This is a genomic window from Rubripirellula tenax (assembly GCF_007860125.1).
Classification (GTDB): Bacteria; Planctomycetota; Planctomycetia; order Pirellulales; family Pirellulaceae; genus Rubripirellula; species Rubripirellula tenax.
In genome coordinates this window covers 736464-762622 of the sequence record NZ_SJPW01000001.1, presented here as the reverse complement: position 1 = coordinate 762622, position 26159 = coordinate 736464, and the positions used below count along the sequence as shown (strand labels likewise).

The following is a 26159-nucleotide window of genomic DNA, read 5'->3' as shown; positions in this document are numbered from 1 at the left end:
TTTGCCGCTCAGAAGTATACCAACCCGGGACCCCAGGCTCGATGACCATTTGATCCGTCTAGGATCACAGTCCCGATGAGTTCCGCCGCCGGCGAATCACTACAATCCCACCCGCAATCGCGAATAGAGCCGCGAAACTGCTGGTTTCCGGCACAGCGGTGACTGTCCTCGCAAACCTGCTATTTCTTGCCGTTGTAATTTGTGATGCCAACAAACGCTCACCCTGGTTGGGTGAACCACCCGATTGCATCAAGTTCTCGACCGAGGTGATGTGGGGCAAGCCCAGATTGTGGCCAATTTCGTGAGCCACAACGCTAGCGACGACCTCGCGTCCGCCAAGAAAGCCGGGCAAATTATCGCCAACATGCTGCGTGATTCCATTGCCGCCGACGAATGCCAAACCATTCGCCGTGTTTTCGGACGTGTCGCTAAAACCCGCGGCGATCTCGACGAAGTACATATCGATCACATTCGGATCGGCGTTGCCCACGCCCGCCGTGTCGCCATTGTTGACGATCGTCCCCAAATCATTTGTCGGACGCGAAGTCGTTGATGTTCCGTTTCCCACGTTCGCAAATGTGTTGTTCCAAAAGTTTGGCGTGAAGAACTCGATATCGATACCAGCTTGGGCCCATATTGAATCAATCAAACCGATGATCGATTCTTGCTGTGACGCCGAACCGAAATAAGCCGACGTGTTTGTACCGTTGTCGTTGCTGACGATGATCGGTTGAACGCTGACACGCCGTGTGATCGGCAATGCAGGGTCAATCACCAACGCAGCGTGCGACGATGAAACGAATGTTAGCAACAACAGTGCGGCAAAAATGGCATTCCAACGCATCGTGAGTCGCCCTTTACAGTCGTGATAAGATTTAGAACGAATATTTCGATAAGACGCCGAGAGTATATGGCATCCTTCGATTGCGTTGGGAGAGCTTTTTGAGATTCAAACCATTTGATGAGGGACAATCACTACTCATCAAACTCGTACACTTTCAATGCCGACAAATCGCGAACGATCAATCGATTGCCGTGGATAGCTAGATGGGCCCATGCGTTATCAGCCACCTGGGTGCGGTCAATGATTTCCAACTTCTCGGTATTCGCAGAAATCAGCAACAATTCACCCGTTTCATCAAGTGCAAGCATGCGATCGCCCGCCGCTATCATGCTCCAGTACTTGCCAAACGGTTCGCTCGTCCATCGAATCGAACCGTCTTCAATTGACAACGCGATCAGCCGCTGATTTTTCGCGTGCAAATAAATCGTGTCATCGATCACGACCGGCGACGACATGTAAGCCTGAGTCTTCTGTGACCAAATTTCGTCGACGACCCAGTCCCCGCCGGCGGCCTTCGAGACGGAAAATAATTGGGCTCGGCCGCTGTGTGCGGATGTGAAAATGCGATCACCGATGACCGTTGGCGTCAGGATGTTCATGCCCCGGAATGCTTCGATCTTTTCACGCCACAAGGGTTGACCCGTTGCCAGATCGACGCCGCAGAGTTCTTCGCGCGTTTGTACGACCAACTGCTTCTGGCCCCCCAGCGTCGCAATGGTCGGGCTGCTGAAGGCACCGCTGCTCATCATGCCTTCGGCATTCTCGAGTGTTTTCCAAACAACGGCACCGTCCGTTACCGACAACTTCACCAACGCGCCACCCGTTTGCACATAGACGAACCCTTCGTCGATCAGCGGCGAACAGACCGCGCCGAAGGACGGCAACGGAGTCCCCAACTGGGCGGGGAAATCCACACGCCACTGTTCGTCGCCGGTCGTGGGGTCAAGCGATACCAACACGTCGCGCATCCCCAGGACGATCAAGTGTTCGGCGTCGCAGATCGGCGTCGCACGGATCCAATCTCCGTTCGAAGCCGCAAAAAAAGGAACGGCCATCGCACCGGGCCACGTGGCGGTCCAAGCAACATCGCCGGTGTCCAATCGGTGCGCCGTGACGCGTTCGTCGGTCTTGTCGACCGTTTCCGTCGTGTAAACCAAATCGCCGCGAATGACGGGACCGCTGTACGATTGCGCATGCGGCTGTTCCCACACCTGTTTTAAGTTGCCGGTCAACTTGGTCGGGAACGACGAACCCGCCCACTGGGCATCTCGGCTGGGACCACGCCACTGGTTCCATTCTTGGGCAACAACGTGGGGCACAACCCAACCCGCGAACAAAACGCAAGCGACGAAACGTGAAAGGTGCATGGTGACAACTGGACTTGAAACGGGATGAATGGTCAGACCGCTATATGTTAGCGGCCCGAACAGTCTCGTCAGTCCCCGTCTCGGTCGATCACGTCTCGGTCAATCACGCCGCGGTGGGGCTGCCCGATCCCATCAACGACTCCAACAACGCCGTCAACAGATCAATCAGAAAGCTGAGCAACGGGAAAGGTTTCGACAAATAGTTCTCACATGAAGCCACCATGTCAGTGGGCGTTTCATCCGGTTCGGCTTCGGGATCTGGGTCGGTGGTGGGATCTGGGTCGGTGGTGGGATCTGGGTCGGTGGTGGGATCTGGGTCGGTGGTGGGATCGGGATCCGTGGTTGGCCCCGGATCCGTCGTCGGGCCGCTGGGCACGACCGCCAACAAAGTCTCATCGATCCACGAGGCGAACGCGTCGACGCGTGTATTGAATGCGACGTCGCCAAGTGTCGAATCGAATACCGATCCTCCTGATGTGATCGACGCCACCGACTCGACCTCATCGACGAACAGAAAGCCTGGACCACCCGAATCACCCGAGGCGGTGTTCGCTTCGTCCGGATCGTCAAACAACCACTCGATGATCGAATCCGAAACGCTGTCGATGGTGGTCATTCCAACGCGCTGGATACCGAACGTTCCATCGTTCCCATCTTCCGCCGTCCCGCCGCCGCCGAATCCGACGATGAACAACACATCGCCAACCAGGGGCGTGCCACGGAAGATCGGTGAAGGTTCGATGTCGATGACCGGCTCGGAAAGTCGCAGGATCGCGATGTCGTTATCAAGGGTCCGCGAGTTGAAATCTGGATGAATAAAAATGGCCGACGTCAAATAGACCTGGCCACCGACTTCGAACGTGCCCGAATCCGACGACTCGATCACCTCGGCGCAATGTGCGGCCGTCAGAACGTCCGTCGGAGAAATTAACGTGCCGGTGCAGAACCCTCCCCCTTCGACGCTTCCCACAATCCCAACGGATGGGTATTGGTCGGTCGTCTGTCCGCCCAAAATCTTCGAGAAAAAATTCTGGGCCGATGCGATCGGCGTCGCGAAATTGAACACAAGAAAACCGACGACCAGGAAAGACAGGTCAACTAGGTAGCTTCGGCGGATCATTTTTTGCATCGTAATCTCGATGTGTGAAAAGTTGAGTCGGCCGTGAAACCCCGGCGGGACCGTAGAGTTTCGAGCTAGACGTCGACCGCGAACGTTTTGTATTGACGAGCAACGTTTCGCAGTTTCCCGCCCCGCTGGACATCGGCACATTTGCTATGAAATGGAAATCGCTCGTTCGCTTTCCCGCCGACATACGCCGGGCGCGTCAAACGCTTCGCGAGAAACCCGCGATGCCACAAGGATTGAACGAACGCCGCATTGCTCTGGTACTTCGAACCGATCGATTGCTGATCGACGCGGGACGGCACCTAGCGACGATCGCCCATCATGCCATGGATGCAGGGTCACCGGTGACTCTCGTATGTCCGAAGACATTATTGGCAGCGATCGCCCACAAACCGTACGGCCGCGCGATGTTGGCGATGCCGGGCGTCGAATACGCCAACGATTCGACCGCGCTACCGCACGATGCTTTGTTGCTGTGCGATGATCCCCATGAAGCGAGATCCAACGCGAAAGGCGTCTACTTAAAGATCGGGCGCGACGTTGATCGCGATGCCGCCGTCATGCCGTACCCGATGCACCCGTCAACACTCAAGCGTATCGGCCCGACAACGCTGCGAGACCTACGTCATCATCGACGCTGGATTTCGATCTTGTTCGCAGGGAACCAAAAACCCCGCTACGGCGACGATAAGATTCGCCGCGACTTCGGCATCTTGAACCGATTGGAAGTGCTGGAAACCGTTCGCGCCGCTGCGGCCGATCGAATCGTCGATCGTATGGATCTGGCCGACGCGACCCGAAACATGGTGCTGTCCGATTCGCGGACGGATCCTGTTTCCGCGTCGAACTGGTTGCCCGCGCTGGCGTCGGCTGACTTCTTTTTGTGTTGTCCGGGATCCGCCCAACCGACGTGCCATCACTTGGTCGAAGCGATGAGCGTGGGAACGATCCCGATTTTGGAATACGGCGATCGAGTGACTCCTGAACTGTCCGACGGCATCAACGCGATTTGCTTTTCGGGCGCCGGCGGTCTTGCCGACGCGATCGGCCGGATCGACGCGTTGACCGATGACGTGATCGCGACAATGCGATCGGCTGCCGCGACGTTTTATGACGACCAATTGTGCGGCGCGCGATTCCTACGCAACCTTCGTGATGACCAACGCGAAACGCGTGTACGCGAAATCAGTCTGCCGTTTCACAACAAGAACTTCGTCGACGCAGCGACAACAGTCGCTCGCGCGGCCTAACCCTTTTAGTTTCGCACTATGCCAACCGCCAAACCCGATTCGATCAAACCCGATTTGATCAGCGTTGTCCTGTCGACGTACAACCAGCCCGCTTGGTTGGAAAAAGTGCTGTGGGGCTACTCTGTTCAACAACACCGGCGATTCGAGATCGTATTGGCCGATGACGGCTCGCGAGTCACGACGTCCGAAATGGTTAAACGTCTTCGCGATCAAACAGGCATGACGATCAAGCACGTGTGGCACGCGGACGATGGTTTTCGCAAGAGCACGATTCTGAACCGTGCCCTCGAAGCCGTCGCGGGTTCCTACGTCCTGTTTTCCGATGGCGACTGCATTCCCCGATCCGACTTCGTAGCCCAGCACTACGCGGCGCTAGAACCAGAGCGATTCTTGTCGGGCGGATACTACAAATTGCCGATGGAGTTGAGCCAGCGAATCACAGCCGACGACATTCGCAGCGGCCGAGCATTTTCGCTGGGTTGGTTGCGACGAAACGGTCTGCCTCCGTCACACCGCTGGCTGCGGTTGGTCAGCGGACGAGCTAGCACGTTGCTCAACCGCATCACGCCGACCCGTCCAACATGGAACGGCAACAACTCGTCCGGCTGGACTGCCGACGTGATCGCTGCGGGCGGCTATGACGAACGCATGCGATATGGCGGCCAAGACCGTGAACTTGGCGAACGCTTGGAAAACGCCGGCGTGCGAGGCAAGCACGTGCGGTTCCAAACGGTCGTGCTTCACCTCGACCACGGCCGCGGTTACGCCAACGAAGAAGACCTCAACCGAAACCTCAGCATCCGTCGCGAGACGGTATCCACTGGTCGTCAGCGAACCAGCCATGGCTTGTCGTCAAAAGCAGCGTAATTGATTCGCGATCATTTCGTTTGAAACAAAGCCGTCTCGATCGGTTGCTTACCCGACCAACCGAAGTTGACCTTCGGCGCCTGCCCGTCCTTGGCCAACACGGTCACGCGAATCGGATGCAGACCGGCCGCCAGTTTGATCGAAGCCGATTTTGCTTGGCCCGCTTGATGACCAAAGTCGCTATCGATCACCGACGCATCATGAATGCGAAGGAATGCGGGTTGGTCCGACTTCATCGTGAATTCGAAAACGCCGTTGGCGTCGACATTGACCAGCCCCGTCCACTGAATCGCACCCGACGACGACGGTGTCGGAACATCGAAAGCTACTGACGTGCCGCTTGATGAAATAGCTAGCGATTGCACCTGAGGCGTGTAAGCGAAATCACCAGGATAGAAAGACCAAGCGAGTCCTGGTCTCGGCTTGTCCGTCATCGCTTCTAGTTTGCCGATGGAAGGAACCGCTACGTTGTCATAGGGACGTGGCGCCGATTGATTGGGACGACGAATCTGCAACACTCGGTCCTGCATCTTCGATTGCAGTTTCTTGAACTTCGGCGACGTACCGGCCAAGTTGTTCCGTTCGCCGGCATCCTTCAAGACGTCGTAGATGGCAAACGGCGCGTTCGGTTTTTCGATGTCGACGCGAATGCCTTTGAATCCGTCCATGAAGATCGCCTGTTGTTGGCCTCGCCTTTTGCCGCGACGTGATTCGGCGAAGTCTGGATAGTCGGGCGTCTTGCTGCCGTTGATATATTCGATATAGATCGGCGCCCGTCGCTGCATCGATTTCCCTTTCAGCAACGGCAATAGCGATTCTCCGTCACAGCGAGCCGGCGCCGGTTTCCCGGCAACATCGGCGAACGTGGCCATCCAATCATGGAATTGGCTGGGGGTATGGTCGATTTTCCCCGCCGGAATGTGGCCGGGCCACCACGCAAGCGTTGGCATGCGGATACCGCCTTCCCACAGATCGCGTTTGATGCCGTCCATAGGTCCATAGGAATGGAAAGATGTCGGGTGGTAGTCCGAACTTTGCAAATACGATTCTTGGTGAGGCCCGTTGTCGCTGCTGATCACGACGATCGTATTGTCCGCAATGTTCAAGTCTTTCAAGGTTTCCAACAAGTCGCCAATGGCGTCATCAATACGACGGACCATTGTCGCGAAGCGTTCCTCGACATCGGTCCAACCGTGGCCGATATATTCAGGATGCCTGTACGAATCGATCTCGCCGTTGGCGGTATTGATCATGTGTCCCGGTTGACCGGTCCATTGAATTCCGCCGTCGATGCCACGACCGGCGGGGTACTCCATCGTCGGTACCTGCAATGCCGCATGGGGCGTGTCGTAGGCAAGATACAAAAAGAACGGTTGGTCCACGTTCTTCGCCGTGTGATCCTGGATCCAGTGTTTGCTTTTCGCCGTGAACAGGTCGGTCGTGTAACACTTTGACAAACCGGCCGACACTTCGACGTCGTTGGACCACACTTCTTTGGGCGTTTGGTGATTCTCGCCTTTTCCGATCGGCCAATGATCGGCCGGATAGTGAACGTGTCCGTCGACGTGTCGGACGTAACCAAAAAAGTCATCGAAACCACGGCGTGTCGGATAGGCCGGCCAATCCGCAGCGGACTTTCCCTTGCCTTGCAGTCCGTACTTTCCGACCAGCGCGGTTCGGTATCCGGCGGACTTCATCACGGTTGCCAGCGTGTGATTGTCTTCAAGCATCTTGTCGAACTGATTGTCGCGAACTTCGGCATGCCCTTGGTGTGTCCCGGTCAACAGCGAACTGCGACTGGGTGCGCAAACCGGGGCCGGGCAATAGTGAGTGCGAAGCTGCATGCCTTCCGCCGCCATCTGGTCGATCAGCGGAGTTCGATGGCGTTTCGCGTGCGGCGAATCATTTTGATAGAAGACACCAAAGTCCCCCCAACCCAAGTCATCGCATAGGATAAAGATAACGTTCGGCTGCTTTTCGTCGGCGGCACGTGCGGTCGAGGAAAAGCCGAGCGAGGCGAAAAGCAGTGCTGCGAGCAAGACTTTCGTGGTTGACATAACATTGATGGAAAATGAGGGGGCTGACTGAGTGTGGGACTAGAATAACTCATGCACGATGCCAATTGGGGAGTATCTTAGAATGTTGATTTTTTCGTTCTTGATCGACCGACGCTTGGCTCACAGCGTCAAGCCGTTTCGATCCAAGAAGATGTCCGTGATTAGCGAGCGTTTCGCTTACTATCGATTCGCTGACCTTCATCGGGGCGTGGAAGCGTTCGTGGAACGCCGGATTCGCAAGGACATGTTCGATTCGCGAAATCACGAGTCGCTGGAATCGATCATCCACGGGAACACTCGCAATTTGCAAGCGAGGATGATCAACAAGAGCGGGTCACAACTGTGCGCGATCTCTCACGATCAAAAAGAAGCTTTTTCGTCCAGCCGATACTGGTCGTTCTTGTCGGCGGATCGGTCGACTGCAGGCATCATCCGGTTGTCGCTCGATCACGCCGGGCCGAATTTGGAAGTCGCCATGAGTTCCGATGACTTGCTGGCGCCATCAGTCGCTGAGATTTTGGATTTGGCGACAGAGTTGAGCGTTTACCGAAACGGCTTCTTGCAAATCGGTGGTCAGGAACACATCCCCGATGACTACGAGTATGGCGGCCATAGCAACGGTTTGTCCGTGATGTTCAAGCGACCTCCGTCGGTCAACGAAGAAGACATCATTTTCGATCCCGCGATCCGACGAGTCTTGGAACGTAACGTCGTTTCGTTCTTGAAGAATCATAAAACGCTGGGCGAATTGGGCTTGCCACTCCAGCGTGGCGTCTTATTGTACGGCCCACCGGGTACGGGCAAGTCGTTCACATCGCAATTTCTTTACACTCAGCTTCAACCGATCACGATGATCACCGTCACCGGCAAGGGGCTCGGCGAAGTCCGTTCGGTTTGCGCGATCGCGCGGATGCTGCAACCGGCAATCTTGTTGCTCGAAGACGTCGACCTGATCTTTGCGTCGCGCGAAATCAATCTTTACAGTTCGGCGCTCGGCGAGATGCTGGACGAACTGGACGCCTTCAAACGAGACGACTGTGTCATGTTCTTGATGACCACGAATGCCATCGAGCGATTGGAGCAGGCAATCAAGGACCGGCCCGGTCGAGTGTCGCAGTGCGTTTATCTGGGACCACCGAATTGCGAATTACGGGTTCGCTATCTCGAGCGATTCTTGCGAGACCGCATATGCGATCAATTGTCGATCGCTCACGTCGCCAAGATGACCGAAGGCGCAAGCCAAGCGTTCTTGGAAGAACTGGTCTATCGAGCCGTCCAAATCGCAGCCGAGCAGTGCGACATGGACGCAAATGAAGTCTCGCTGGCCGACAAGCACTTCGAAGAAGCCGTCGCCGAGATGACCCAGCACGCTACCGATGCGACCGGTGCGATCATCGGATTCGGCGGTTAACGTCGTACAAGCAGCCCGTCGGCTCGGAAACGCCGCCGATCGTCATCCTCCGATGGCGTACATCGGCCGGTCGGGCGGTTGGAAACCGTCTTCGTCGATACCGTGAGCAGCCTTCTTGGACATGACAGACGCTTGCACCTGCGCCAGCAGTTCGTCGTCGGTCGCTCCGGACCTCATTCGATCTCGCAGGGGCGTTTCGTCATTCGCAAACAAACAATTGCGGACCGATCCGTCCGCTGTGATACGGATTCGATTGCAGGCACCGCAAAACGGCGCGGTAACCGATCGGATGATGCCGACTCGCCCACCACCACCGACCGTAAAGTCCTCGGCCGGTTGAGACGCGTTGGCTCTCGGCGACTCCGTCACGCTTCCGAATTCTTTTTCAAGGATCGCCAGCAACCGGTCGCCCGAAAGAACACGTTCGTGCGTCCACGCTTTATCGGAATCCAACGGCATGAACTCGATAAACCGCATCGTCACACCACGATCTATGGCGAATCGAACCAATCGACCGACTTCCGATTCCGTGATCCCCGCGATCGCTAGCGCATTGAGCTTTACCGAATCGAATCCCGCTGCGATCGCAGCATCGATCCCTTCGATTGTCTTGTCCAGCCCGTCGCGGCGAGCGATTTTGCGAAACGTTTCAGCATCAAGCGTATCCAGCGAAATATTCAGCCGTCGAAGGCCCGCGGCGCGCAAGTCGGCGGCCTGGTCGGCCAGCAGGATGCCGTTTGTGGTCATCGACAAGTCTTCCAGGCCGTCAATCGCCGACAGCATCGCTATCAGCGACGACAACTCACGCCGGACCAGCGGCTCGCCCCCGGTGATCCGAATGTCGCGGATCCCCGCTCGCGAAACCAGCAACTTGGAAAGCCGATGGATTTCTTCGAACGTCAGCAAGCGATCCTTGGCGACGAATTGAGCATCGAACTCAGGCATGCAATAGAAGCAACGAATGTTGCAGCGGTCCGTCACGCTGATGCGCACGCTATCGTGAACACGTCCGAATCGATCGATCAGAGGCGAGTCGGGACCAATCATACAAAAACAAACAACCCTTCATCCCCCGCAACGCCGCTAGCGGGGATTCGTCATACAGCAATCACTCCCGCAAGCGACTTCGCGGGAGACGCACCATCACTCGTCGGTTTCGACGAGCGAAAATCCGAGGAATTCGATGGTGTTCAAGTACATCAAGTAGAACACCGGGACCAGGATCAACACCAGGGCCGTCGCCAGCAGCAATCCGAACGCCAAACTGGCCGCCATCGGGATCAGCAACTGGGCCTGGAACGATTTCTCGGTCAACAACGGCGCTAATCCTGCAATCGTCGTCATGCTGGTCAACATAATTGGACGAAATCGACGCTGCCCGGCTTCCAAAAGAGCTTCGCGAATCGGAACGCCGTCACGAACTCGCGCGTTGATGAAGTCGATCAGCACGATCGAGTCGTTCACCACCACGCCGGCGAGCGCCACCAATCCGAACATGCTGAACAGCGTCAACGGGAGTCCCAGCAGCGCGTGGCCCCACACCGCGCCGATCATCCCAAAGGGCACGATCGCCAGGATCAACAGCGGCTGGATGTAGCTGCGGAACTGCAAAACCAACAACACGAACATCGAAACGATCGCGATGCCGAAACCGACCATCAAACTGGATACCGATTCGTTACTCTGTTCACGTTGGCCTTCCCAACGAATCGCGATGTCGGGGTATTGGGCACGCAGTTGCGGCACAAAGGATTGCTGCAATTCGCCGATGATCAGATTGGCGTTTGCCTTGGTTTCATCCAAGTCCGCGGAAATGGTGACACTTCGCATTTGGTCGACGCGATTGATTTCCGAGAAACCGCGGTTCAAGTTCACTTCGGCCAGTTCCGTGATCGGGCGCTGGCTGCCATCGGGCGTCTGAATTCGTATCTCGCGAAAATCGACCAAGCTACGACGTTCGTCTTCCGGATAGCGAACCATCAACTTGACTTCGTGACGACCGCGCTGCAGTCGCATGACTTCGGCGCCAAAGTAAACATTCCGCACTGTCTCGCCCAAGTCCGTCGGCGTCACGCCGGTCGCTAGAGCCCGATCTTTGACGCGGAACTGGAATTCCCATTTGCCCGGCGTATTGTCATCGGCGATGTCATAGACGCCGGCAAAGTCGCTCAATCGTTTCTTGATCGCTTCGGTAGCGGCCAATAGCTGATCAACGCTCTTTCCGGGCGCCAGCAGCTTGAACTCGATTGCTTTGCCACCGGGACCGACGCCAACCGTGCCGAACGTGATCCGTTCCGATCCGGGGAACTCACCGGCTTCGGCACGCCACATCGCGATCAGGTCATCGCTGTGCTCTTCGCGAATCTCGGTGTCAAACAATTCGGCAAAGATTTGACCGACGTGCGAACCGCTGCCGCCACCGCCGGCCGCGTTTTGAGTGTTGGTGATCGTGCCGACATCGCGGTATGTCAATCGAACCGGGCCGGTGCCGATGCTCTCGTCGGATTTGTAGATCTCAGACGGTTCGACTCCCAGCCGATCGGCCCTCGCTTTCCCGACTCGCTGGCTGACTCGCCGTAACGATTCCTCCATCAGCCTTGTTGCTTTGTCGGTTTCCGAGGCTGGCGTGCCATCGGGGAAAGAGATCGTCGCCTGCAGATTGTTGTTGTCCGTCTTGGGGAACAAGATCGACGGCACCACGCCTCCGCGGATCAATCCGAAGGTAAAGATGAACATCGAAATCGCAACTGCGACCGGAATCAACGGATGACGAAGCGAAAATTTGAGCGTCGGTAAGTAAACCCGAGTCGCGGCCCAATCCATCCCCCAACCCGCTCGTAGCGACAACCAGTTCAAGACGATGCCCAACGGACGAAGCGGGTACGTCAGGATGGACAGCAATCGAAAGAAACCCGTGTGTTTGTGGGCCAGGTGAGTCGGCAGAACGAAAACACTTTCCCAAAGCGATATCACCAACATCGCGATCACGGCGAACGGGATCACGGCCATGAATTTGCCCATCACGCCCGATACGAAAAACATCGGCGAGAATGCGATCACGGTCGTTGTGACCGATGCCGCGACACTTCCCATCACTTCGATCGTGCCATCGATTGCGGCCTCCTTCAACGGCTTGCCCATCTGCATGTGCGCGTAAATGTTCTCGCCAATCACGATCGCGTCATCGACGACGATCCCCAGTGCGACCAAGAACGAAAACAACGACAACATGTTCAGCGTTTGATCGCCGTAGGCCAACACGACACCGGCACCGAGAATCGATATCGGAATCCCCAACGCGACCCAGAACGCCAACCGCATTTCCAAGAACAACGTCAGCACCAAGAAAACCAGCAGCAAACCCTGTGCACCGTTTCGCAGCAACAGATCCAATCGACCGCGGACTTCTGAACTGCTGTCGCCCCAAACTTCGAACCGATATCCTTCGGGTAACGTCGAGCCGGCGGTCGCCACGTAGGCGCGAACGGCGTCGACCATTTTCAATAGGTCCTCTTGCTTTGTCCGTTCGACATTGACCACCATCGCAGGTTCGCCGTTGATTTCGCCGACCGAGGTGATGTCTTGGAAATCGTCGCTGACGGTGCCCAGATCGTTCACGGTCAGCACGACGCCGCCGGCTTGGGTCACGACGGGCAGACGCCCAATTTCTTCGCCGATGCGGCCTTTGTTTTTGGCCCGCAACAGAATTTCTTGGCCTTCGGATTTCAGATTGCCGCCGGGAAGTTCAACATTCCGGGCGCGCAGAATCGCAGCGACTCGTTCCAGCGAGAGCCCGTAACTTCGCAGCGTCGCTTCGGGGATTTCGACGTCAATTTGGTAGGGCCGCGCCCCCATGACCGAAGCCGACGACACCGACGGCAACGTCAATATCTCGTCACGAACGCGTTCGGCAACTTCGCGGAGTTTTCGTTCGCCTTCACGCGAACGATCATCCGGTCCGACGATCCCAACCCGGATCGCGGCTTCGCGAAAGGTGATCTGTTGAATCAATGGGTCTTCGGCGAGCGCAGGAAAGCTGGGAATACGATCGACTTCCCGATCGATTTCGGCCATCACCTTCTGCACGTCTTTGACGTCGGCGCGAAGTTCGGCCAACACAAACCCGCTTCCTTCTCGAGCGATCGACGTGACCTTTTTGATTCCGTCGATCGATCGAATCGCTTCTTCGATTTTCTGGCAGATCGCTTCTTCGGCGTCCTGGGGTGTCGCGCCAGGATAGGGCACCGTCACCATGACGATTTCTAGCTCGAACGCCGGAAAGACCTCGCGCCGCATTTTCCAAAGGCAGACGCCGCCGACCATCATCAGCGCCAACATCAACACGTTCATACCCGGGGCGTTCGTGATCGCCCATGCAATGACTCTCTTCATCATGCCCCCTCGCCACCGGCCGAATGGGCCGCAACAGTCGGTTGGTTTTTCGGTTGGTTCATCATGGCATCGTCGTCACCCGTCAAGCCACTGCGATCCGCCCGGACCGGCATCGAACCATCGTCGATTCCGCCCAACGGTGAAACGACGACAAAAGCGCCGCCGGCCAGCGACGGATCCTGGACTTCGCAAACCCATAATCGATTGGCGCCTTCGAATGCCGACGTCCGTTCGGCAATCGTTTCGTCCCCGTCGGCTGAGGATGATTCGATCATCAACGAATCGATGGGAACCACGCTGGTACGCACCACCACCTTTCCGGCTTCCCACTTCGATGGGTCGAACGCGTCAAGCACCATCGCCGAAGTTTCGTCAGCGTCCGATTTTGGGGCCGGTGCAATGACCTGTTCTTCTTGATCGGCCGAAGCGGGTGATACGGTATCGGGTGTCTCCAACACGGACGGGTCGGGCAAGAATTGAAAGACCCGGTTACCCGGCTGCAACGCTTTGGCGGGGATCACCACCAATGAGGAACTCGGTTCGATTAGCAACTTGACCCGAACGTACATCCCACGCACCAATGCCGGTGCCCCAGTGCGACTGACCGGATCGCCATTTTCATCGACCAATTGTTGTGGGTTATCGACCACGACACGAACCGGAACCGTCCGCGTCACCGGATCCAAACCGATCCCGTTGTAGGACAACAGTTTGCCGTTCCATCGGTAAATGATGTTGTCGCGGCCCGACATTTCGTACTCGATGATCGCCGACGTTTCCGGCAAATCATAATTTCGCGACGCCGTATCGACCGATTCACGGCGTTGATTCAATACCCAGTACAGTTGGTCCATCCGCAAGCTGCTGGATACATCGACTTTGGACGTGTCGTCGATCACGACCAAAGTGGCCCCCCGTGCGACGAACGTATTCAAGTCGGCTTCCTCGGAAACGATCACGCCTTCGATGGGCGCTCGGATTTCGGTGCGAGCAAGATTGGTTTGCGCGCCGCGAAGTTCGGTGTCGGCCAGGCGCTGGGATGCCTCCAAGCGAATGCGTTTCTGGGCCAGCAGGTCGAGTTGGTTTTCGTAGTTGACCAATTGTTGCTTTGCCGCCAACAATCCTCGATTGGCTTGGTCGATTTCCGCGCGAGACGCATATCCCGCCGGCATTGCTTTTTGTCGATCGACTTCTTTTTGTTGCAACGCCACATCTTGCTTGGCAACATCGATCGAACGTTTCGCATTGGTCATCTCTTGATCGGCTTCACGAATCGCTTGGTAATCTTGTTCCTTGCGACGGGTCAGCCGGTCGACGTCTAATTCGTAATCCGTCGCGTCGATCTTCATCAACAGTTGGCCGGCTTTGACGTAAGTTCCCGCTTCGCACTCGTCGGCTTTGTAAACGATTCGGCCGGCAACTTCGGCGGCCACGTTCGCTTCACGGTAGGGAACGACCGTCCCGTCGACCTGCAGACGCAGAGGTTGACCGGTTTGCTGAAGCGATTGCAGTCGTTCGACGCGCACCGGCGCCAACGCTTTCAAACGACCGTCACGAGTCGTATCCATCGCCGGTCGGTTGGCCGGTTCAACGGTGCCCAGCATGACGACCAACAATCCTGCACCGACCAAAAGGGCGATGGGAATGACGAAATTGAAAAGGAAGCCGTTGGCCAGCGAGGATTTCTTCGGTGGCGCAGTTTCCGGCGACGGGGTTTCCGGTGGATGAGTTGCCGGCGAATCGTTTGCCGGAGTGATTTGCGGATGGTTCATGGTTCGATCTGAGGACGGATGACTTCTTCGCTGCGGATCGCGGCCAGGGTGACGGCCGTGATGTGTCGGCTGAGTGAATCGACGTTGAAATGCGTTTTGCGAACATTAGCGGGAATCAAAATTTCAATCACTTCGGCTCCCAGTTTGTAGTGGGCACATTGCCCCACCACCGAAAGGGCCAGGTTCTGGATCACGTGATCGGGCACCGTGGGGTCTTGGATCAGTGCCGAAATGGTTTCAATCAATCGGTCGTGCAACGGTTTGAAATACTCCAGCACGATGTCGGGGAACACAGCCGTAGGACTTTGCATTTCGCGAATCATCAGCTGCGATTCCCATCCGGACGGGTCGGCAGCCAAGATTCGCGACATCAGCGTGTGGACGATTCTTGACAACGTTTGCGCCGGATCGCCTGCATCATGATTAGGCGTTGGGAACTGGCGCTGGCGAGCTTCGCGGACTTGACGGATCAATTCGCGGTAGAGACCCAGTTTGTCCCCAAAATGGTACCCCACCGCCGCAATATTCACTCCGGCCGCCGTGCAAATCTCGCGAACGGTCGCCCGGTCGTATCCTCGCGCGGCAAAGACGGGCCCGGACGCGTCCAGCAGTCGCGTACGGGTATCCGCTTCGGTGGAAGGGGCGGAATCTAACAAAGACAGCTTCCCGAATGCGGAACTTTCAAACAACTGTTTTAAACGATCGTTTGAATTCGCGGTTTTGTCAAGCGTGGACGTTGTGCGGGCAACCCTCGTGGTCCTGCGACGCTGTCGTGGGGTTTCCGGTCAGCTGCTTTGCAGCTGACAACCCGCGAACGGCGTCGCGGGTCGACGTGGGGTTGCCGGGTTAGTGCTGAAAAACTCGGCATTGACGCTTCCACCTTCGCACCATCATTCTTACGGACCGATGGATTCTGGCCTTTGGTATGCCAGGACCACATTTTCCCATTTGCCCCCCGAGTCACGATGAGCACCGCTTCGCCCGAGAACGTCCAGATCCAATTGCCCGACGGAACCCTCGCCCAACACCCCGCCCACGCCACTTCGATGGACATTGCGATGGGGATCAGCGAAGGCCTGGCCCGCGCCGTCATTGCGGCCGAAATTGACGGCAAAATCGTTGACGCTGACCGCCCGCTTGGCGAACTGGCCGAAGGCACCGCGCCGCTGGCGATTCGGCTTTTGACTAGCCGCGACCGCGAAGCCTTGGACGTGCTGCGCCACTCGGCCGCCCACGTGATGGCACGCGCGGTGATGCGTTTGTACAAAGGAGTCTCGTTGGCGTTCGGTCCGACCACGGACGGCGGCTTCTACTACGACTTTGATATCCCGCAAAAGCTAAGCGAAGACGATTTCGCGAAGATCGAAGCCGAGATCAAAAAGATCATCAAGGACAAAGAACCGTTTGAGCGGTTTGCACTTTCGCGCGACGAAGCGAGGAAGTTACTGGATGACCTGAAGCAAGACTTGAAGGTCGAACACATCGACACGGGTCTTTCTGATCAAGCCAGCGTCAGCTTCTATCGCCAAGGCGAGTTCGTCGACCTGTGCCGGGGCCCCCACATTCCCGACGCGGGCAAGATCAAAGCGATCAAGCTGATGAGCGTTGCCGGTTCGCACTGGAAAGGCGACGTCAGCGGTCGGCCGCTGCAACGGTTGTACGGAACTGCGTTCTTTGACAAAAAAGAACTGGCGGCGTACTTGGAACAAATTGAAGAAGCGAAACGTCGAGACCACCGCGTGCTGGGTAAGCAACACGGACTGTTTTCGATCAACCCCGAAGTCGGCCAAGGATTGTGTTTGTGGTTGCCCAAGGGCGCGCGGGTTCGGGTGGCGCTGGAAGACTTCTTGCGAAAGGAATTGCTGTCGCGCGGTTACGATCCGGTCTATAGCCCGCACATCGGCCGCGTCGAAATGTACGAAACCAGCGGTCACTTTCCTTACTATCGCGACAGCCAATTCGCACCGCTATACGGCAGCGAAGTGGGCGGAATGTTGGACGCATGGGGCCAACGATTGCAGGCCGGCACGCTGTCGAAAGACGACGAAGACAAGTTGATCGCTGCAGCCGAAGTGTTTGGCGTACAACTGAAGAGTTACAAACCGTCGTCGTCAGATGATGCGAAACGCGAAGTGCTGCACGACTGGCAAGTCGAAAATGAGCGGTACCTCCTCAAGCCGATGAACTGTCCGCACCACTGCTACATGTTCAAGGCACAGCCGCGTTCGTATCGCCAATTGCCGCTGCGATTGTTCGAGTTCGGTACCGTGTATCGTCACGAGCAAACCGGCGAATTGAACGGCCTGCTGCGAGTTCGCGGATTGACTCAGGACGACGCGCACATTTTCTGTACTGCCGATCAGGTCGAAGAAGAATTCCGTGCGACAATCGAACTGACCAAGTTCGTGTTGCAATCGGTCGGCTTGAACGATTACCGCGTGCAACTGTCGCTGCGCGATCCCGACAGCACCAAGTACGTCGGCACCGAGGCCCAGTGGGATCAAGCCGAAGGCGCGCTGCGAGGCGTGTTGCAGCATTCGGGACTCGACTTCAACGAAGAGCCCGGCGAAGCCGCGTTTTACGGCCCCAAAGCCGACTTTATGATCCGTGACTGCATCGGCCGATCGTGGCAATTAGGAACCGTCCAGCTCGACTACAACCTGCCCGAGCGGTTCAAGCTGGAATACAACGGATCGGACAACACGACCCACCGACCCGTCATGATCCACCGCGCTCCGTTTGGTTCATTGGAACGTTTCGTCGGCGTATTGATCGAACACTTCGCCGGTGCGTTCCCGATGTGGTTGTCGCCGGAGCAGGTTCGCGTGTTGCCACTTAGCGACAAGTCGATCGAATACGCCGTTGCCGTCGCCGAACAGCTAACCGACGCTGGCTTGAAGGCGACGGTTGATAACACGGGCGGTAAGGTGCAGGCGAAGATTCGTAACGCGCAACTGGACTTGGTCAACTACATGGCTGTGGTGGGACCGAAGGAAGCCGAAGCGGGCCACGTTGCGCTGCGAGACCGCATCGACGGCGATCTCGGTTCGATGCCGATTGCCGAGGCGATCGCAAGACTGAACAAAGAAATTGAAACGCGAGAAGTTCGCCAAGCGGTGAAATCCTCCGATACGGTTTCGTACGAAGGATAGAGCTGATAGAAGCTTCCTCGACATCGTCAGGGAGCGTTCGGCCGAAAGATTCACGGCGCCGACAATTCGGTCGCCGTGAAGTCTTATCGCTTCAGTCGTACGTTCCCGCAAGGACACCCGCGATCTTGCGAACTAATTGATCGAGGCATGGTCCAGGACAGCGCTAATGCTAGTCGTGAACCGAGTTGGTTAAGCTGCACGTCGAAGACGACGGCTGGACGTTTCGATTCGCTCTCGCGGGATCGCACCGGGGCCTGTTTCTGTGCGCGACGAATCGGCATACCAGCGTCGTTCGCCGATGGCTTCCAGAATTCGGTTTGCTACGGCGACCGCGCGGGCGCCGGCGACTCCATCGACCGCGGGAGCGATCCCGGATTGGATGCTGATGACAAAGTCATGCAGTTCATCAAGGATTGCGTTCCTGGCTTGTAAATCGACGGTCTCGCACTTTAGCTTGCCACTAAACAAGGTCGCTCCATATCCGAGCGGGTTGTCTGTTTCCAACGACAGGTCGAACGATCGGTTGACCACTGAATCACACGGGCGAACCACCGACAGCGATGGTGTACCGAAGTCGATATCGGCGAAACCGTTGGCGCCGAAAATCTGCATGGTCCGAGCCGGCGTCGGGCTGATCCGAGAAGCTTTCAGATTCGCAACCAAGCCACATTCGAATTCCAAACGGGTTTCGACCATATCGTCATGATCGCTGATCACAGCCATCCCCGACGCGCGAGCCGAAACCAGCGGCGCGTCTGTCATCGACAGCACCAGATCCAAGTCATGGATCATCAGATCCATCACCACGCCCACATCTAAGCATCGACCAGGAAAGCTGGACGCGCGGACGGCTTCGACGTATTTCACATCGACGGCCAAGTCGCCCAGGGCCGTGAAAGCAGGATTGAATCGTTCGACGTGTCCGACTTGGATCGTCACGCGTTTCTTCGCCGCAAGCGCCGTCAAGCGATCGGCATCGGCGGAATGAATGGTCAGCGGTTTTTCGACAAAGACGTGTTTCCCGGCCAAGATCAAGTCGCCGGCGATTTCGGCGTGCGCATCGGTGGGAGCCGCGATGATGGCCGCATCGATGTGCGGAATCACTTCGCGATAGTCCGCATAGGTCGGAACCGAGAACAGCTTCGCCGCATTTTCTCGCGCCGCTTCGAACGGATCGCTGATTCCCACCAGCGACGTACCGTCGACCTGGCTGATCAGTTTCGAGTGGATGCGTCCAAGATGACCGGCGCCGATGACGGCGATGCGTAGCTTGCTCACGCTGCTTTCTTTCGTTGTTGACGTCCGCGACCGTGTTTGCCGGTAGCGGCGTAATCGATGAAGTCAAAGAACTGTTTGACGACGGGACGGATCGGACCTAAATCAAGAATCTCTTTTCGCGTCGCTTCGACACCGACTCGTGACCGATACATCAGCCGATAGATACGACTCAGGATTTCAACATCCTCAGTCGGATAGTCGTGACGTTTCAGGCCAACGCTGTTGACGGCCCGAGGCTTGGCGGGTTGCCCGTCGACGATCATGAACGGAGGAACGTCGTGCAAAATACGGCTCATTGCGCTGACGAAACTCATTTGTCCGATCGACGCAAAGTGATTGACACCAACGCCGCCTGCGATGGTCACGTCGTTGAACACATGAACGTGGCCACCGAGCATTCCGTTATTCGCGATCACGATGCGATCGCCCAATTTACAGTCATGCGCGACGTGGACGGCGGTCATCAAATAGTTGTTATTGCCGATTCGCGTGATCCCGTCTTCTTTGTCGGTGGCTCGATTGACGGTGCAGTGTTCACGAAACGTGTTGCAGTCGCCAATTTCGACGGATGTCGGGGTGTCGCGATAGCTCGTGTCTTGAGGATCGGTACCGATCACGCAACCGGAAAAGAAGTGATTCTCTTCTCCGACGGTCGTGTGTCCGCTGAAAACACAATGTGAATCGATGATGCAATCGTCGCCGATCGTGACATGTGGACCGATAACACAAAAGTGTCCGATGCGAATGTTGCGCCCCAGCTTGGCACGGGGATCAACAACGGCGGTTTGAGCGATAGTGTTGCTCATAGGAATTCCTGCAATCGACGCGGGTGTCGGAATCTTGGGTATCGGAATCTGGGAGATCGAATCGGTACAGCTTTGCTGGGTCTAGGCTGCATCGCGACGCTCGATACCAGTGTTCGTAAGTTTAGCTCTTCGGGTGTTTTGGGACTTCGCATCAGCCATTTGTTGCGACTGCCTTGAGGCTTGCTCGATCGCTAGCTTGTGCAGTTGGGCGGCCATCCGTCCGTTCAAGTTGTGCCCGCCTCGGAACGACGTGAACCGGCCAACGATTTCGACGCCAGTGAGTGCAAGGTCGCCGATCATGTCGAGTGTTTTGTGCCGCGCACATTCGTTTGCAAACCGAAAGCTGTTTTCAATGGGGCCGGTTTCGTCGATCACCAACAGGTCTTGGTTGGTGACGTGCGAGGCCAATCCGGTCGCTCGAATTTGTTCGGCCTGCTCGGCGGTGACGAACGTTCGGGCGGGTGCGATTTCGCGAATGAACCGGTCCGGCGTCAATTCGATGCCAAACGCTTGCGGTGCAATGGGCGTCTCGTCGTCGTAGCTGAGTTGGTATTCGTAGTACGTTTCGCCATGCTTCGATGGCATCGCCTCTACCCAACCGCTGCTGGATCCGACGCGATAACGGTCGTGAACGATTAGTCTTTGTTTCGGGCGAGCTTGGATCACCAAACCTGCCCGAGAGAGCTGTTCGACGAAGGCAAGGGAACTGCCATCAAGCGATGGCAATTCTTCACGATCGATCTCGACGATTGCATTGTCGATTTCGAGCGCCGCCAGGGCTGCCATCAAGTGTTCGACCATTTGGAAACGAGCATCACCACAAACCAAATTGGTTCGCAGGCTGGCGTCTTCGCGGTGCGAAACGTTTGCGACACATTGGGGACGGGAATCCAAGTCCGTTCGGACCATGCATATGCCGGTGCCCATTGGTGCGGGATGGACGGTGACAGTCACCGCTTGTCCGCTCCAATAACCCCGTCCGTGAATCATGCACGTGACGGCGGTCGTGTGTTCATTGCGTGAGCGATGCACGCGACTGCCTCCCTGCATCGAGTGGACCTACCATCCTTGGCAGGCGTGATCTTGTTCTTTGGGTTGAATTCGCCAAACCGTAGGCCGGGACGAGTCCCGGGCTACGCATTTGGGAATGTTTTGGGAAGGCGGTTTCAAGGATACAAGTTTCTGCACCCGAGAAACCGAAGTCCATGGCTAAGGTTCCACTCTGGAACGACTTAGCGGTTTGTTGGAGCCGCGGCGCCGTTGCCGGCAACGGAGTACTTGTCTAAGTACTGCATCACACCCTTGGTCATGTCCAAGTCGTCGTCGTGGTAGACAACGTTTTTCATGACGCCACGGATGACGGATTGGCCTTCTTCCAAGTCCATGTTTTCGCTGTTGTAACGCAGCACAAGGTTGATCTTGTAGTGTTGGGCCAAGAACTTCACACCATCAGCGATCTTCTGATAGTTGTCGAAGTAGATGCGAGCTTCCGCGTCGGCGAGCTCTTTTTTCTTGCGGGCCATGTCGAGTCGCAGCTTCGACTCCAATCCGGCAACTCGCTCTTCTTGTTGCGAGTATTCGGTCGAACCCGGCTTGAAGGATTTGATCTGTTCCGCTGCGGCCTTCAGTTCTTCCTGTTTCTTCTGCATCTCACCGCCGTAGCTCTTCAGGTCGTTTTCGACCGCGGCTACCTGAGCTTTGATGCCCGGGTGATTTTTGAAGATGAAAGCGACGTCGACCACCGCGACACGATGCCCCGCTTCTTGCGCAGTTGCCAAGCTGGGGGTCATCGCAGCCAGGGTTCCAATTGCCACTAAGATGGCTGCTTTGCCAATAAATCGCACGTCCGCTCTCCTTGCGTATGTGGTGCGTACTCGATCTAACGCCTGTTGATTTGCTCGATTCCACGCGAGGTGTCCGTCACCTGCGCCGAGTCATTCTGGCGATACCGGTTTCCAATCTTTCGGAAGCCCGACGTTTTGGATTGTGTCACCAGATCAAAAGGGCGTAAAGATTGAAATGGTCCGAACACCATGCCCGGAACCATTTTTCTACAAAATTATTCACTCAATGAAGAGTTCGTGATTCCGAAATCGAATCAGCCCTCGGGCCGAGCCGCAAGTCGCGGTTTCAAGACCATCACTCGACCTTCGCGGACAAATTCAATCTTGGCTTCGTCGCCTGGTGAGAGGTCACGAAGTCGAGCCAGAACATCGGATGTTCGGAAAATGCGTTTGCCCGCAATCGAGATCAGTCGATCTCCGATGCGAAATCCTCCCTGTTCGGCTGGTCCACCCGCCGTCACGCCCGATATGGTGACTTGATCACCGCGGTCCGATAGCGAAACTCCCAAAAAGGCCGTCATTTGCCGGCGAATTTGAACGCTTCGATCGGTCGCCGCATAACGGGGCCGCGCGCCGCGAATGGCTAACTCGAACAACGAGTTAGAAGTTATATCGGTTATGCGGGTCATGCCACCAAAATCGATTTTGTCAAAATCGTCCGATGGTCGATGATAATCGTTGTGCAGGCCCGTGAAAAAGAACAGCACAGGAATACCGACTTCGTAAAACGATTGGTGATCGCTGGGGCCATATCCCGAAGCGACTTTGAACAGATCAAACTTCGTTTCTCGGTTCGCACCTTCCACGATTTCGTCGATCACGTCCGCCGTGCCGGTGCCATAGACGGTCAATTCATTGTCACGCACGCGGCCGACCATGTCCAAGTTGATCATCGCCACGGTCGATTCGAGCGAAAAACGCGGATGACGGACGTAGTACTTGCTGCCCAGGAGCCCACGTTCTTCGCCCGTGAACGCAATGAAGACGATTCGGCGATGCGAGTCGATCATCGCCAATCGGCGAACCATTTCGCCTGCGGTTGCTAGCAACGTTGCCGTGCCGGACGCGTTGTCGTCGGCTCCGTTATGAACGGCGATGGTGCCGGGCGCTAACGAGCCCACACCGCCCATCCCGACGTGATCGTAGTGAGCCCCGATGACCACGGTTTCGTTCGCCAATTCGCCGTGTCCATCGATCACGCCGATGACGTTGGGCGATTCGCGGTTTGACGATTTCAATTCGACCGCAAGCGTTGCCGAAACGCCGGGAAGACGTCTGCTTTGAGGCGTCAAGTCGTCATCGATGGCGGTTTCCATTTCGGCCAGCGACCGACCCGTCGTGCGCGAGAGCAATCGATCGATCGTGTCGCGGGCGACCGAGACGACGGGGATCGAAGTGATCGCACCACCGGCGGCATCGGTTTCGGTTCGTTCACCCGCATCGGCGATGCCCAACACGCCTCGCCCGATGCTGGCCAATTCTTCGGTCATGGACTCGATCATCAACTCAACGCCTTCGATCTTTGTCTGCAACGTATCGCGATTGTTGACGGCTTCGGCAGGCAAAGCATCCAGTTGTTCTTGGATCGATTGGATCCGACCACGTTCGGCTTTGATTCGGTTTTTTTGGTCTTTGACGTTCTGCGCGATGCTGACCGGATCGTTGACGATAATCATGGCGCTGGCGCCGTGATTGATCGCGTTCTTGATCTTGGTTGCAAAGAAGGCATGACGGCTGTTGCGAGTCCCATCAAACGGGCTGTTGGGGTCAGCCATTTGAGGTTCTTTGCGAATCACGATGACGGTTGCACCGCGTACATCAACGCCGGCATAGTCGTCGTAGTTCAGTCTCGGCGCGGTGATGCCATAGCCCACAAACGCGATCGGTCCGGTCAACTGGCCCGTCGTGGAACCGACGGCCATCGGTGACAGTCCATCATTCAACCCGGCAATCAAGGCTTCATCTGCTTCGCCGACTCGAATCACCAATCGGTTCGCGTCGGCGGCACCCGCCTCGGCGCCCAAAGGAATCGACACGGGCTGAAACGGAGTGCCGTCCATCACCGTGGTATCGAGTCCGATCTTGGTCATTCGATCGGCAACGTAGTCTGCGGCCAGCAAGATGGTGTCGTCGGCAACGCTACGACCACGAAGCTCTTCGCTGGAAAGATACGCGATGTCGGCGCGCAGCAATTCCAATCGTTGTGCCGCCGGATCCAGTTCGGTGGGGGCCTCGACCGTCGATAGCAATTCTTGGCCGATTGCCGATTCGGTGCCCCAATCGCTTGCAAAGATCAAGCCGATCATGGTCAACGGTGCGGCCATGCAGCTTGCAAAAAATCCGTTCAATACATCTATCCCGAGCGCGACAGCGACTGTTTCTTTGATCCGTGCGTAAGGATAGAGAATCCAGGCAAGGGATTACAGTCCACGAGCCTGTTGAAAAAGGGGGCTTACCCCCTCCGACGTTCGAATTCACAATGTTTCAGGAACGTCTCCAAAGGGTCAGCCCTTTTTAACAGGCTGCTAAGCACCCGCCGAATCGGGAACATCGCGCGAGATCAGGAAGCTTCGCTCGCCCCGCGTCACGTAGATCGCTTCTTCGTTGAGACAGCGGCACAGTTCGACCAGAAATTGGACCAGCCCATCGAAGTCGGATTCGTTGGCAAACGAGACTTCGAATCGCTCCATCACGTCGTGGACCAGTTGTCCGGTGGGATCGACCCAGAACCCTTTTACGGGGGTCGGCGTTTGAGTGTACGCACGATAATGGTGCATCAAGAATTCGTGGATCGACGAACGAGCCGTTTTTTGTCCGTCGTAGAACCGCGGATCGTCCAGCTTGTGCGATGGGACGTAAAAGATCGTCACTTTGCCCAGGGCGATCAGGTGGTTCGTGGCGGCGGAGTCTTGTTCCGTCATCGCTTACGATTTGACCCACTTGCTGATCTGCTTGAACTCGGGCCGATCGGCCGTCCCGCACCATTCGAACATGACCGACTCGGCCGTCACGATCACCGCGCCGCAATCCACCATTCGGTCGATCGCGACTTCGTGATCCCGACCATGCCGCGCCGCAACGGCTTCGGCGACGACGTAAACTCGCAAGCCTTCGGCCAACAAGTCCAACACCGTTTGCAGCACGCAAATGTGAGTTTCGATGCCGACGACTAAAATTTGGTCGCGGCCATCGGCCGTCCAAGCATCAAGCGCGCCGCGGCACACGGCCGCTGAGAAATCAAGTTTCTCTTCCGGTGGCGGCAGCCGTTCGGCAAGCTCGCCAACCAAACCGCCGAGTCCCTTGGGATACTGAACCGTCGCGGCTGTGGGCACTCCCAAAAGATTCGCTGTCTCGATCAATCGGACGGTGGTGCGAATCACGTTGTCCGCGCTGCGAATCGCCGGCACCAACTTCTCTTGGATGTCGATGACCAACAAAGCCGATCGCTTGGGATCGAGTCGGTGGGGTGAGCGGAGATGCGGCATCCGTTGCAATACGATTCGTGGTTTACGAATCGCCTCCCGTCTTCTTCGGCTTCGCGGACGACTCGGTGGACTTGGGTTTCGAGTCGCTTTTGGATTCGGATTTGGACTCAGACTTGGATTCACCCGAGGACTGGCTCTTGGAATCGGCCGCGGCGGCTTTCTTGTAGCCTTCGCTGCGGTAGTCCGTTTGATAGAACCCGCTGCCCTTGAAAACGATCGCTGCGCCGGTGCCGAACAGTCGCTTGAGTTTCTGTTTCTTGCACTCGGGGCACTTTTTCAGCACCTGATCGTTGATTCCTTGAAAGACTTCCATCGCGTGACCACACGCGTCGCACTGGTAATCGTAGGTGGGCATACTGGATGATCGAGATCGGAAGGTGGCGTTCTGGGACTTGGGAAGCATCGGTCCTGGCAAGCATCGCCAGTGATCCCAAAAGATTACCTCCCGCTCGACGAAATGCCTAGGTTGCCAAAATCGAGCGAGGCCGGGAGCCGGCACACCCTACGA

General features: G+C 56.6%; 20 protein-coding genes. 4 read left to right on the top strand and 16 right to left on the bottom strand.

Annotated elements, in window-relative coordinates:
* Positions 1–64: 64 nt before the first annotated feature.
* The 3 genes from Poly51_RS02765 to Poly51_RS02755 all read right to left on the bottom strand — a co-directional run bounded on the left by Poly51_RS02765 (position 65) and on the right by Poly51_RS02755 (position 3340).
* On the bottom strand, positions 65–844 hold the full coding sequence (locus tag Poly51_RS02765) for a reprolysin-like metallopeptidase (RefSeq protein ID WP_146453986.1): 780 nt from the start codon (positions 842–844) through the stop codon (positions 65–67).
* Positions 845–975: 131 nt separating this feature from the next.
* Positions 976–2211 (bottom strand): outer membrane protein assembly factor BamB family protein, encoded by a 1236-nt coding sequence (locus Poly51_RS02760; RefSeq protein ID WP_146453984.1) that lies wholly within the window; start codon positions 2209–2211, stop codon positions 976–978.
* Between the two features lie 103 nt (positions 2212–2314).
* Complete coding sequence (locus Poly51_RS02755; RefSeq protein ID WP_186775301.1) at positions 2315–3340, bottom strand: S1 family peptidase; 1026 nt, start codon at positions 3338–3340, stop codon at positions 2315–2317.
* 146 nt (positions 3341–3486) lie between these two features.
* Here Poly51_RS02755 and Poly51_RS02750 point away from each other — a divergent pair, with 146 nt between their 5' ends.
* Positions 3487–4587, top strand: coding sequence for a hypothetical protein (locus Poly51_RS02750; RefSeq protein ID WP_146453979.1), 1101 nt, complete (start codon positions 3487–3489; stop codon positions 4585–4587).
* Positions 4588–4605: 18 nt separating this feature from the next.
* Complete coding sequence (locus Poly51_RS02745; protein ID WP_146453977.1) at positions 4606–5454, top strand: glycosyltransferase; 849 nt, start codon at positions 4606–4608, stop codon at positions 5452–5454.
* Positions 5455–5465: 11 nt separating this feature from the next.
* Here Poly51_RS02745 and Poly51_RS02740 read toward each other — a convergent pair whose 3' ends face one another.
* The gene (locus tag Poly51_RS02740; RefSeq protein ID WP_146453974.1) at positions 5466–7511 is read right to left on the bottom strand and encodes a sulfatase-like hydrolase/transferase; all 2046 of its coding nucleotides are present in this window, start codon (positions 7509–7511) and stop codon (positions 5466–5468) included.
* Positions 7512–7593: 82 nt separating this feature from the next.
* Here Poly51_RS02740 and Poly51_RS02735 point away from each other — a divergent pair, with 82 nt between their 5' ends.
* Positions 7594–8922 (top strand): AAA family ATPase, encoded by a 1329-nt coding sequence (locus Poly51_RS02735; RefSeq protein WP_186775300.1) that lies wholly within the window; start codon positions 7594–7596, stop codon positions 8920–8922.
* Between the two features lie 42 nt (positions 8923–8964).
* On the opposite strand, the gene moaA is transcribed toward Poly51_RS02735, so the two are convergent.
* From moaA to Poly51_RS02715, 4 genes are all read right to left on the bottom strand, one after another.
* Complete coding sequence (gene moaA / locus Poly51_RS02730) at positions 8965–9969, bottom strand: GTP 3',8-cyclase MoaA (RefSeq protein ID WP_146453970.1); 1005 nt, start codon at positions 9967–9969, stop codon at positions 8965–8967.
* 96 nt (positions 9970–10065) lie between these two features.
* On the bottom strand, positions 10066–13314 hold the full coding sequence (locus Poly51_RS02725; RefSeq protein ID WP_146455128.1) for an efflux RND transporter permease subunit: 3249 nt from the start codon (positions 13312–13314) through the stop codon (positions 10066–10068).
* A complete protein-coding gene (locus Poly51_RS02720) occupies positions 13314–15086 on the bottom strand; it encodes an HlyD family secretion protein (RefSeq protein ID WP_186775299.1) in 1773 nt (590 codons plus the stop codon). Before Poly51_RS02720 ends, Poly51_RS02725 begins: the two co-directional genes overlap by 1 nt.
* On the bottom strand, positions 15083–15742 hold the full coding sequence (locus Poly51_RS02715; protein WP_186775298.1) for a CerR family C-terminal domain-containing protein: 660 nt from the start codon (positions 15740–15742) through the stop codon (positions 15083–15085). The genes Poly51_RS02720 and Poly51_RS02715 overlap by 4 nt, the downstream gene beginning before the upstream one ends.
* 309 nt (positions 15743–16051) lie before the next feature.
* On the opposite strand from Poly51_RS02715, the gene thrS reads away from it, so the two are divergent.
* On the top strand, positions 16052–18238 hold the full coding sequence (gene thrS / locus Poly51_RS02710) for a threonine--tRNA ligase (protein ID WP_146453966.1): 2187 nt from the start codon (positions 16052–16054) through the stop codon (positions 18236–18238).
* Positions 18239–18427: 189 nt separating this feature from the next.
* On the opposite strand, the gene Poly51_RS02705 is transcribed toward thrS, so the two are convergent.
* The 8 genes from Poly51_RS02705 to Poly51_RS02670 all read right to left on the bottom strand — a co-directional run bounded on the left by Poly51_RS02705 (position 18428) and on the right by Poly51_RS02670 (position 26006).
* Positions 18428–19516: a Gfo/Idh/MocA family oxidoreductase gene (locus Poly51_RS02705; protein ID WP_146453964.1), complete on the bottom strand. Its 1089-nt coding sequence runs from the start codon at positions 19514–19516 to the stop codon at positions 18428–18430.
* Positions 19513–20322 (bottom strand): acyl-ACP--UDP-N-acetylglucosamine O-acyltransferase, encoded by an 810-nt coding sequence (gene lpxA / locus Poly51_RS02700; RefSeq protein ID WP_146453962.1) that lies wholly within the window; start codon positions 20320–20322, stop codon positions 19513–19515. The genes Poly51_RS02705 and lpxA overlap by 4 nt, the downstream gene beginning before the upstream one ends.
* 81 nt (positions 20323–20403) lie before the next feature.
* The gene (lpxC, locus tag Poly51_RS02695) at positions 20404–21354 is read right to left on the bottom strand and encodes a UDP-3-O-acyl-N-acetylglucosamine deacetylase (protein ID WP_146453959.1); all 951 of its coding nucleotides are present in this window, start codon (positions 21352–21354) and stop codon (positions 20404–20406) included.
* A gap of 200 nt (positions 21355–21554) precedes the next feature.
* Positions 21555–22112, bottom strand: a complete 558-nt coding sequence (locus Poly51_RS02690; RefSeq protein ID WP_146453957.1) for an OmpH family outer membrane protein — start codon at positions 22110–22112, stop codon at positions 21555–21557.
* Positions 22113–22420: 308 nt separating this feature from the next.
* Positions 22421–24514: a M28 family peptidase gene (locus Poly51_RS02685; protein WP_146453955.1), complete on the bottom strand. Its 2094-nt coding sequence runs from the start codon at positions 24512–24514 to the stop codon at positions 22421–22423.
* A 177-nt stretch (positions 24515–24691) separates the two neighbouring features.
* Positions 24692–25087 carry a hypothetical protein gene (locus tag Poly51_RS02680; protein WP_146453953.1) on the bottom strand — a complete coding sequence of 132 codons (396 nt, stop codon included), beginning with the start codon at positions 25085–25087 and terminating at the stop codon, positions 24692–24694.
* Positions 25088–25090: 3 nt separating this feature from the next.
* Positions 25091–25651, bottom strand: a complete 561-nt coding sequence (locus tag Poly51_RS02675; protein ID WP_146453951.1) for an isochorismatase family protein — start codon at positions 25649–25651, stop codon at positions 25091–25093.
* A gap of 22 nt (positions 25652–25673) precedes the next feature.
* On the bottom strand, positions 25674–26006 hold the full coding sequence (locus Poly51_RS02670) for an FmdB family zinc ribbon protein (protein WP_146453949.1): 333 nt from the start codon (positions 26004–26006) through the stop codon (positions 25674–25676).
* Positions 26007–26159: the final 153 nt, after the last annotated feature.

Coding starts and splice junctions, on each gene's coding strand:
- Poly51_RS02755 (WP_186775301.1), bottom strand. CDS start 3,340: ATGCAAAAAATGATCCGCCGAAGCTACCTAGTTGACCTGTCTTTCCTG.
- Poly51_RS02735 (WP_186775300.1), top strand. CDS start 7,594: ATGTTGATTTTTTCGTTCTTGATCGACCGACGCTTGGCTCACAGCGTC.
- Poly51_RS02745 (WP_146453977.1), top strand. CDS start 4,606: ATGCCAACCGCCAAACCCGATTCGATCAAACCCGATTTGATCAGCGTT.
- Poly51_RS02670 (WP_146453949.1), bottom strand. CDS start 26,006: ATGCCCACCTACGATTACCAGTGCGACGCGTGTGGTCACGCGATGGAA.
- Poly51_RS02690 (WP_146453957.1), bottom strand. CDS start 22,112: ATGACCCCCAGCTTGGCAACTGCGCAAGAAGCGGGGCATCGTGTCGCG.
- Poly51_RS02740 (WP_146453974.1), bottom strand. CDS start 7,511: ATGTCAACCACGAAAGTCTTGCTCGCAGCACTGCTTTTCGCCTCGCTC.
- Poly51_RS02750 (WP_146453979.1), top strand. CDS start 3,487: ATGAAATGGAAATCGCTCGTTCGCTTTCCCGCCGACATACGCCGGGCG.
- Poly51_RS02725 (WP_146455128.1), bottom strand. CDS start 13,314: ATGAAGAGAGTCATTGCATGGGCGATCACGAACGCCCCGGGTATGAAC.
- Poly51_RS02765 (WP_146453986.1), bottom strand. CDS start 844: ATGCGTTGGAATGCCATTTTTGCCGCACTGTTGTTGCTAACATTCGTT.
- Poly51_RS02760 (WP_146453984.1), bottom strand. CDS start 2,211: ATGCACCTTTCACGTTTCGTCGCTTGCGTTTTGTTCGCGGGTTGGGTT.
- moaA (WP_146453970.1), bottom strand. CDS start 9,969: ATGATTGGTCCCGACTCGCCTCTGATCGATCGATTCGGACGTGTTCAC.
- thrS (WP_146453966.1), top strand. CDS start 16,052: ATGAGCACCGCTTCGCCCGAGAACGTCCAGATCCAATTGCCCGACGGA.
- lpxA (WP_146453962.1), bottom strand. CDS start 20,322: ATGAGCAACACTATCGCTCAAACCGCCGTTGTTGATCCCCGTGCCAAG.
- Poly51_RS02680 (WP_146453953.1), bottom strand. CDS start 25,087: ATGACGGAACAAGACTCCGCCGCCACGAACCACCTGATCGCCCTGGGC.
- Poly51_RS02675 (WP_146453951.1), bottom strand. CDS start 25,651: ATGCCGCATCTCCGCTCACCCCACCGACTCGATCCCAAGCGATCGGCT.
- Poly51_RS02720 (WP_186775299.1), bottom strand. CDS start 15,086: ATGAACCATCCGCAAATCACTCCGGCAAACGATTCGCCGGCAACTCAT.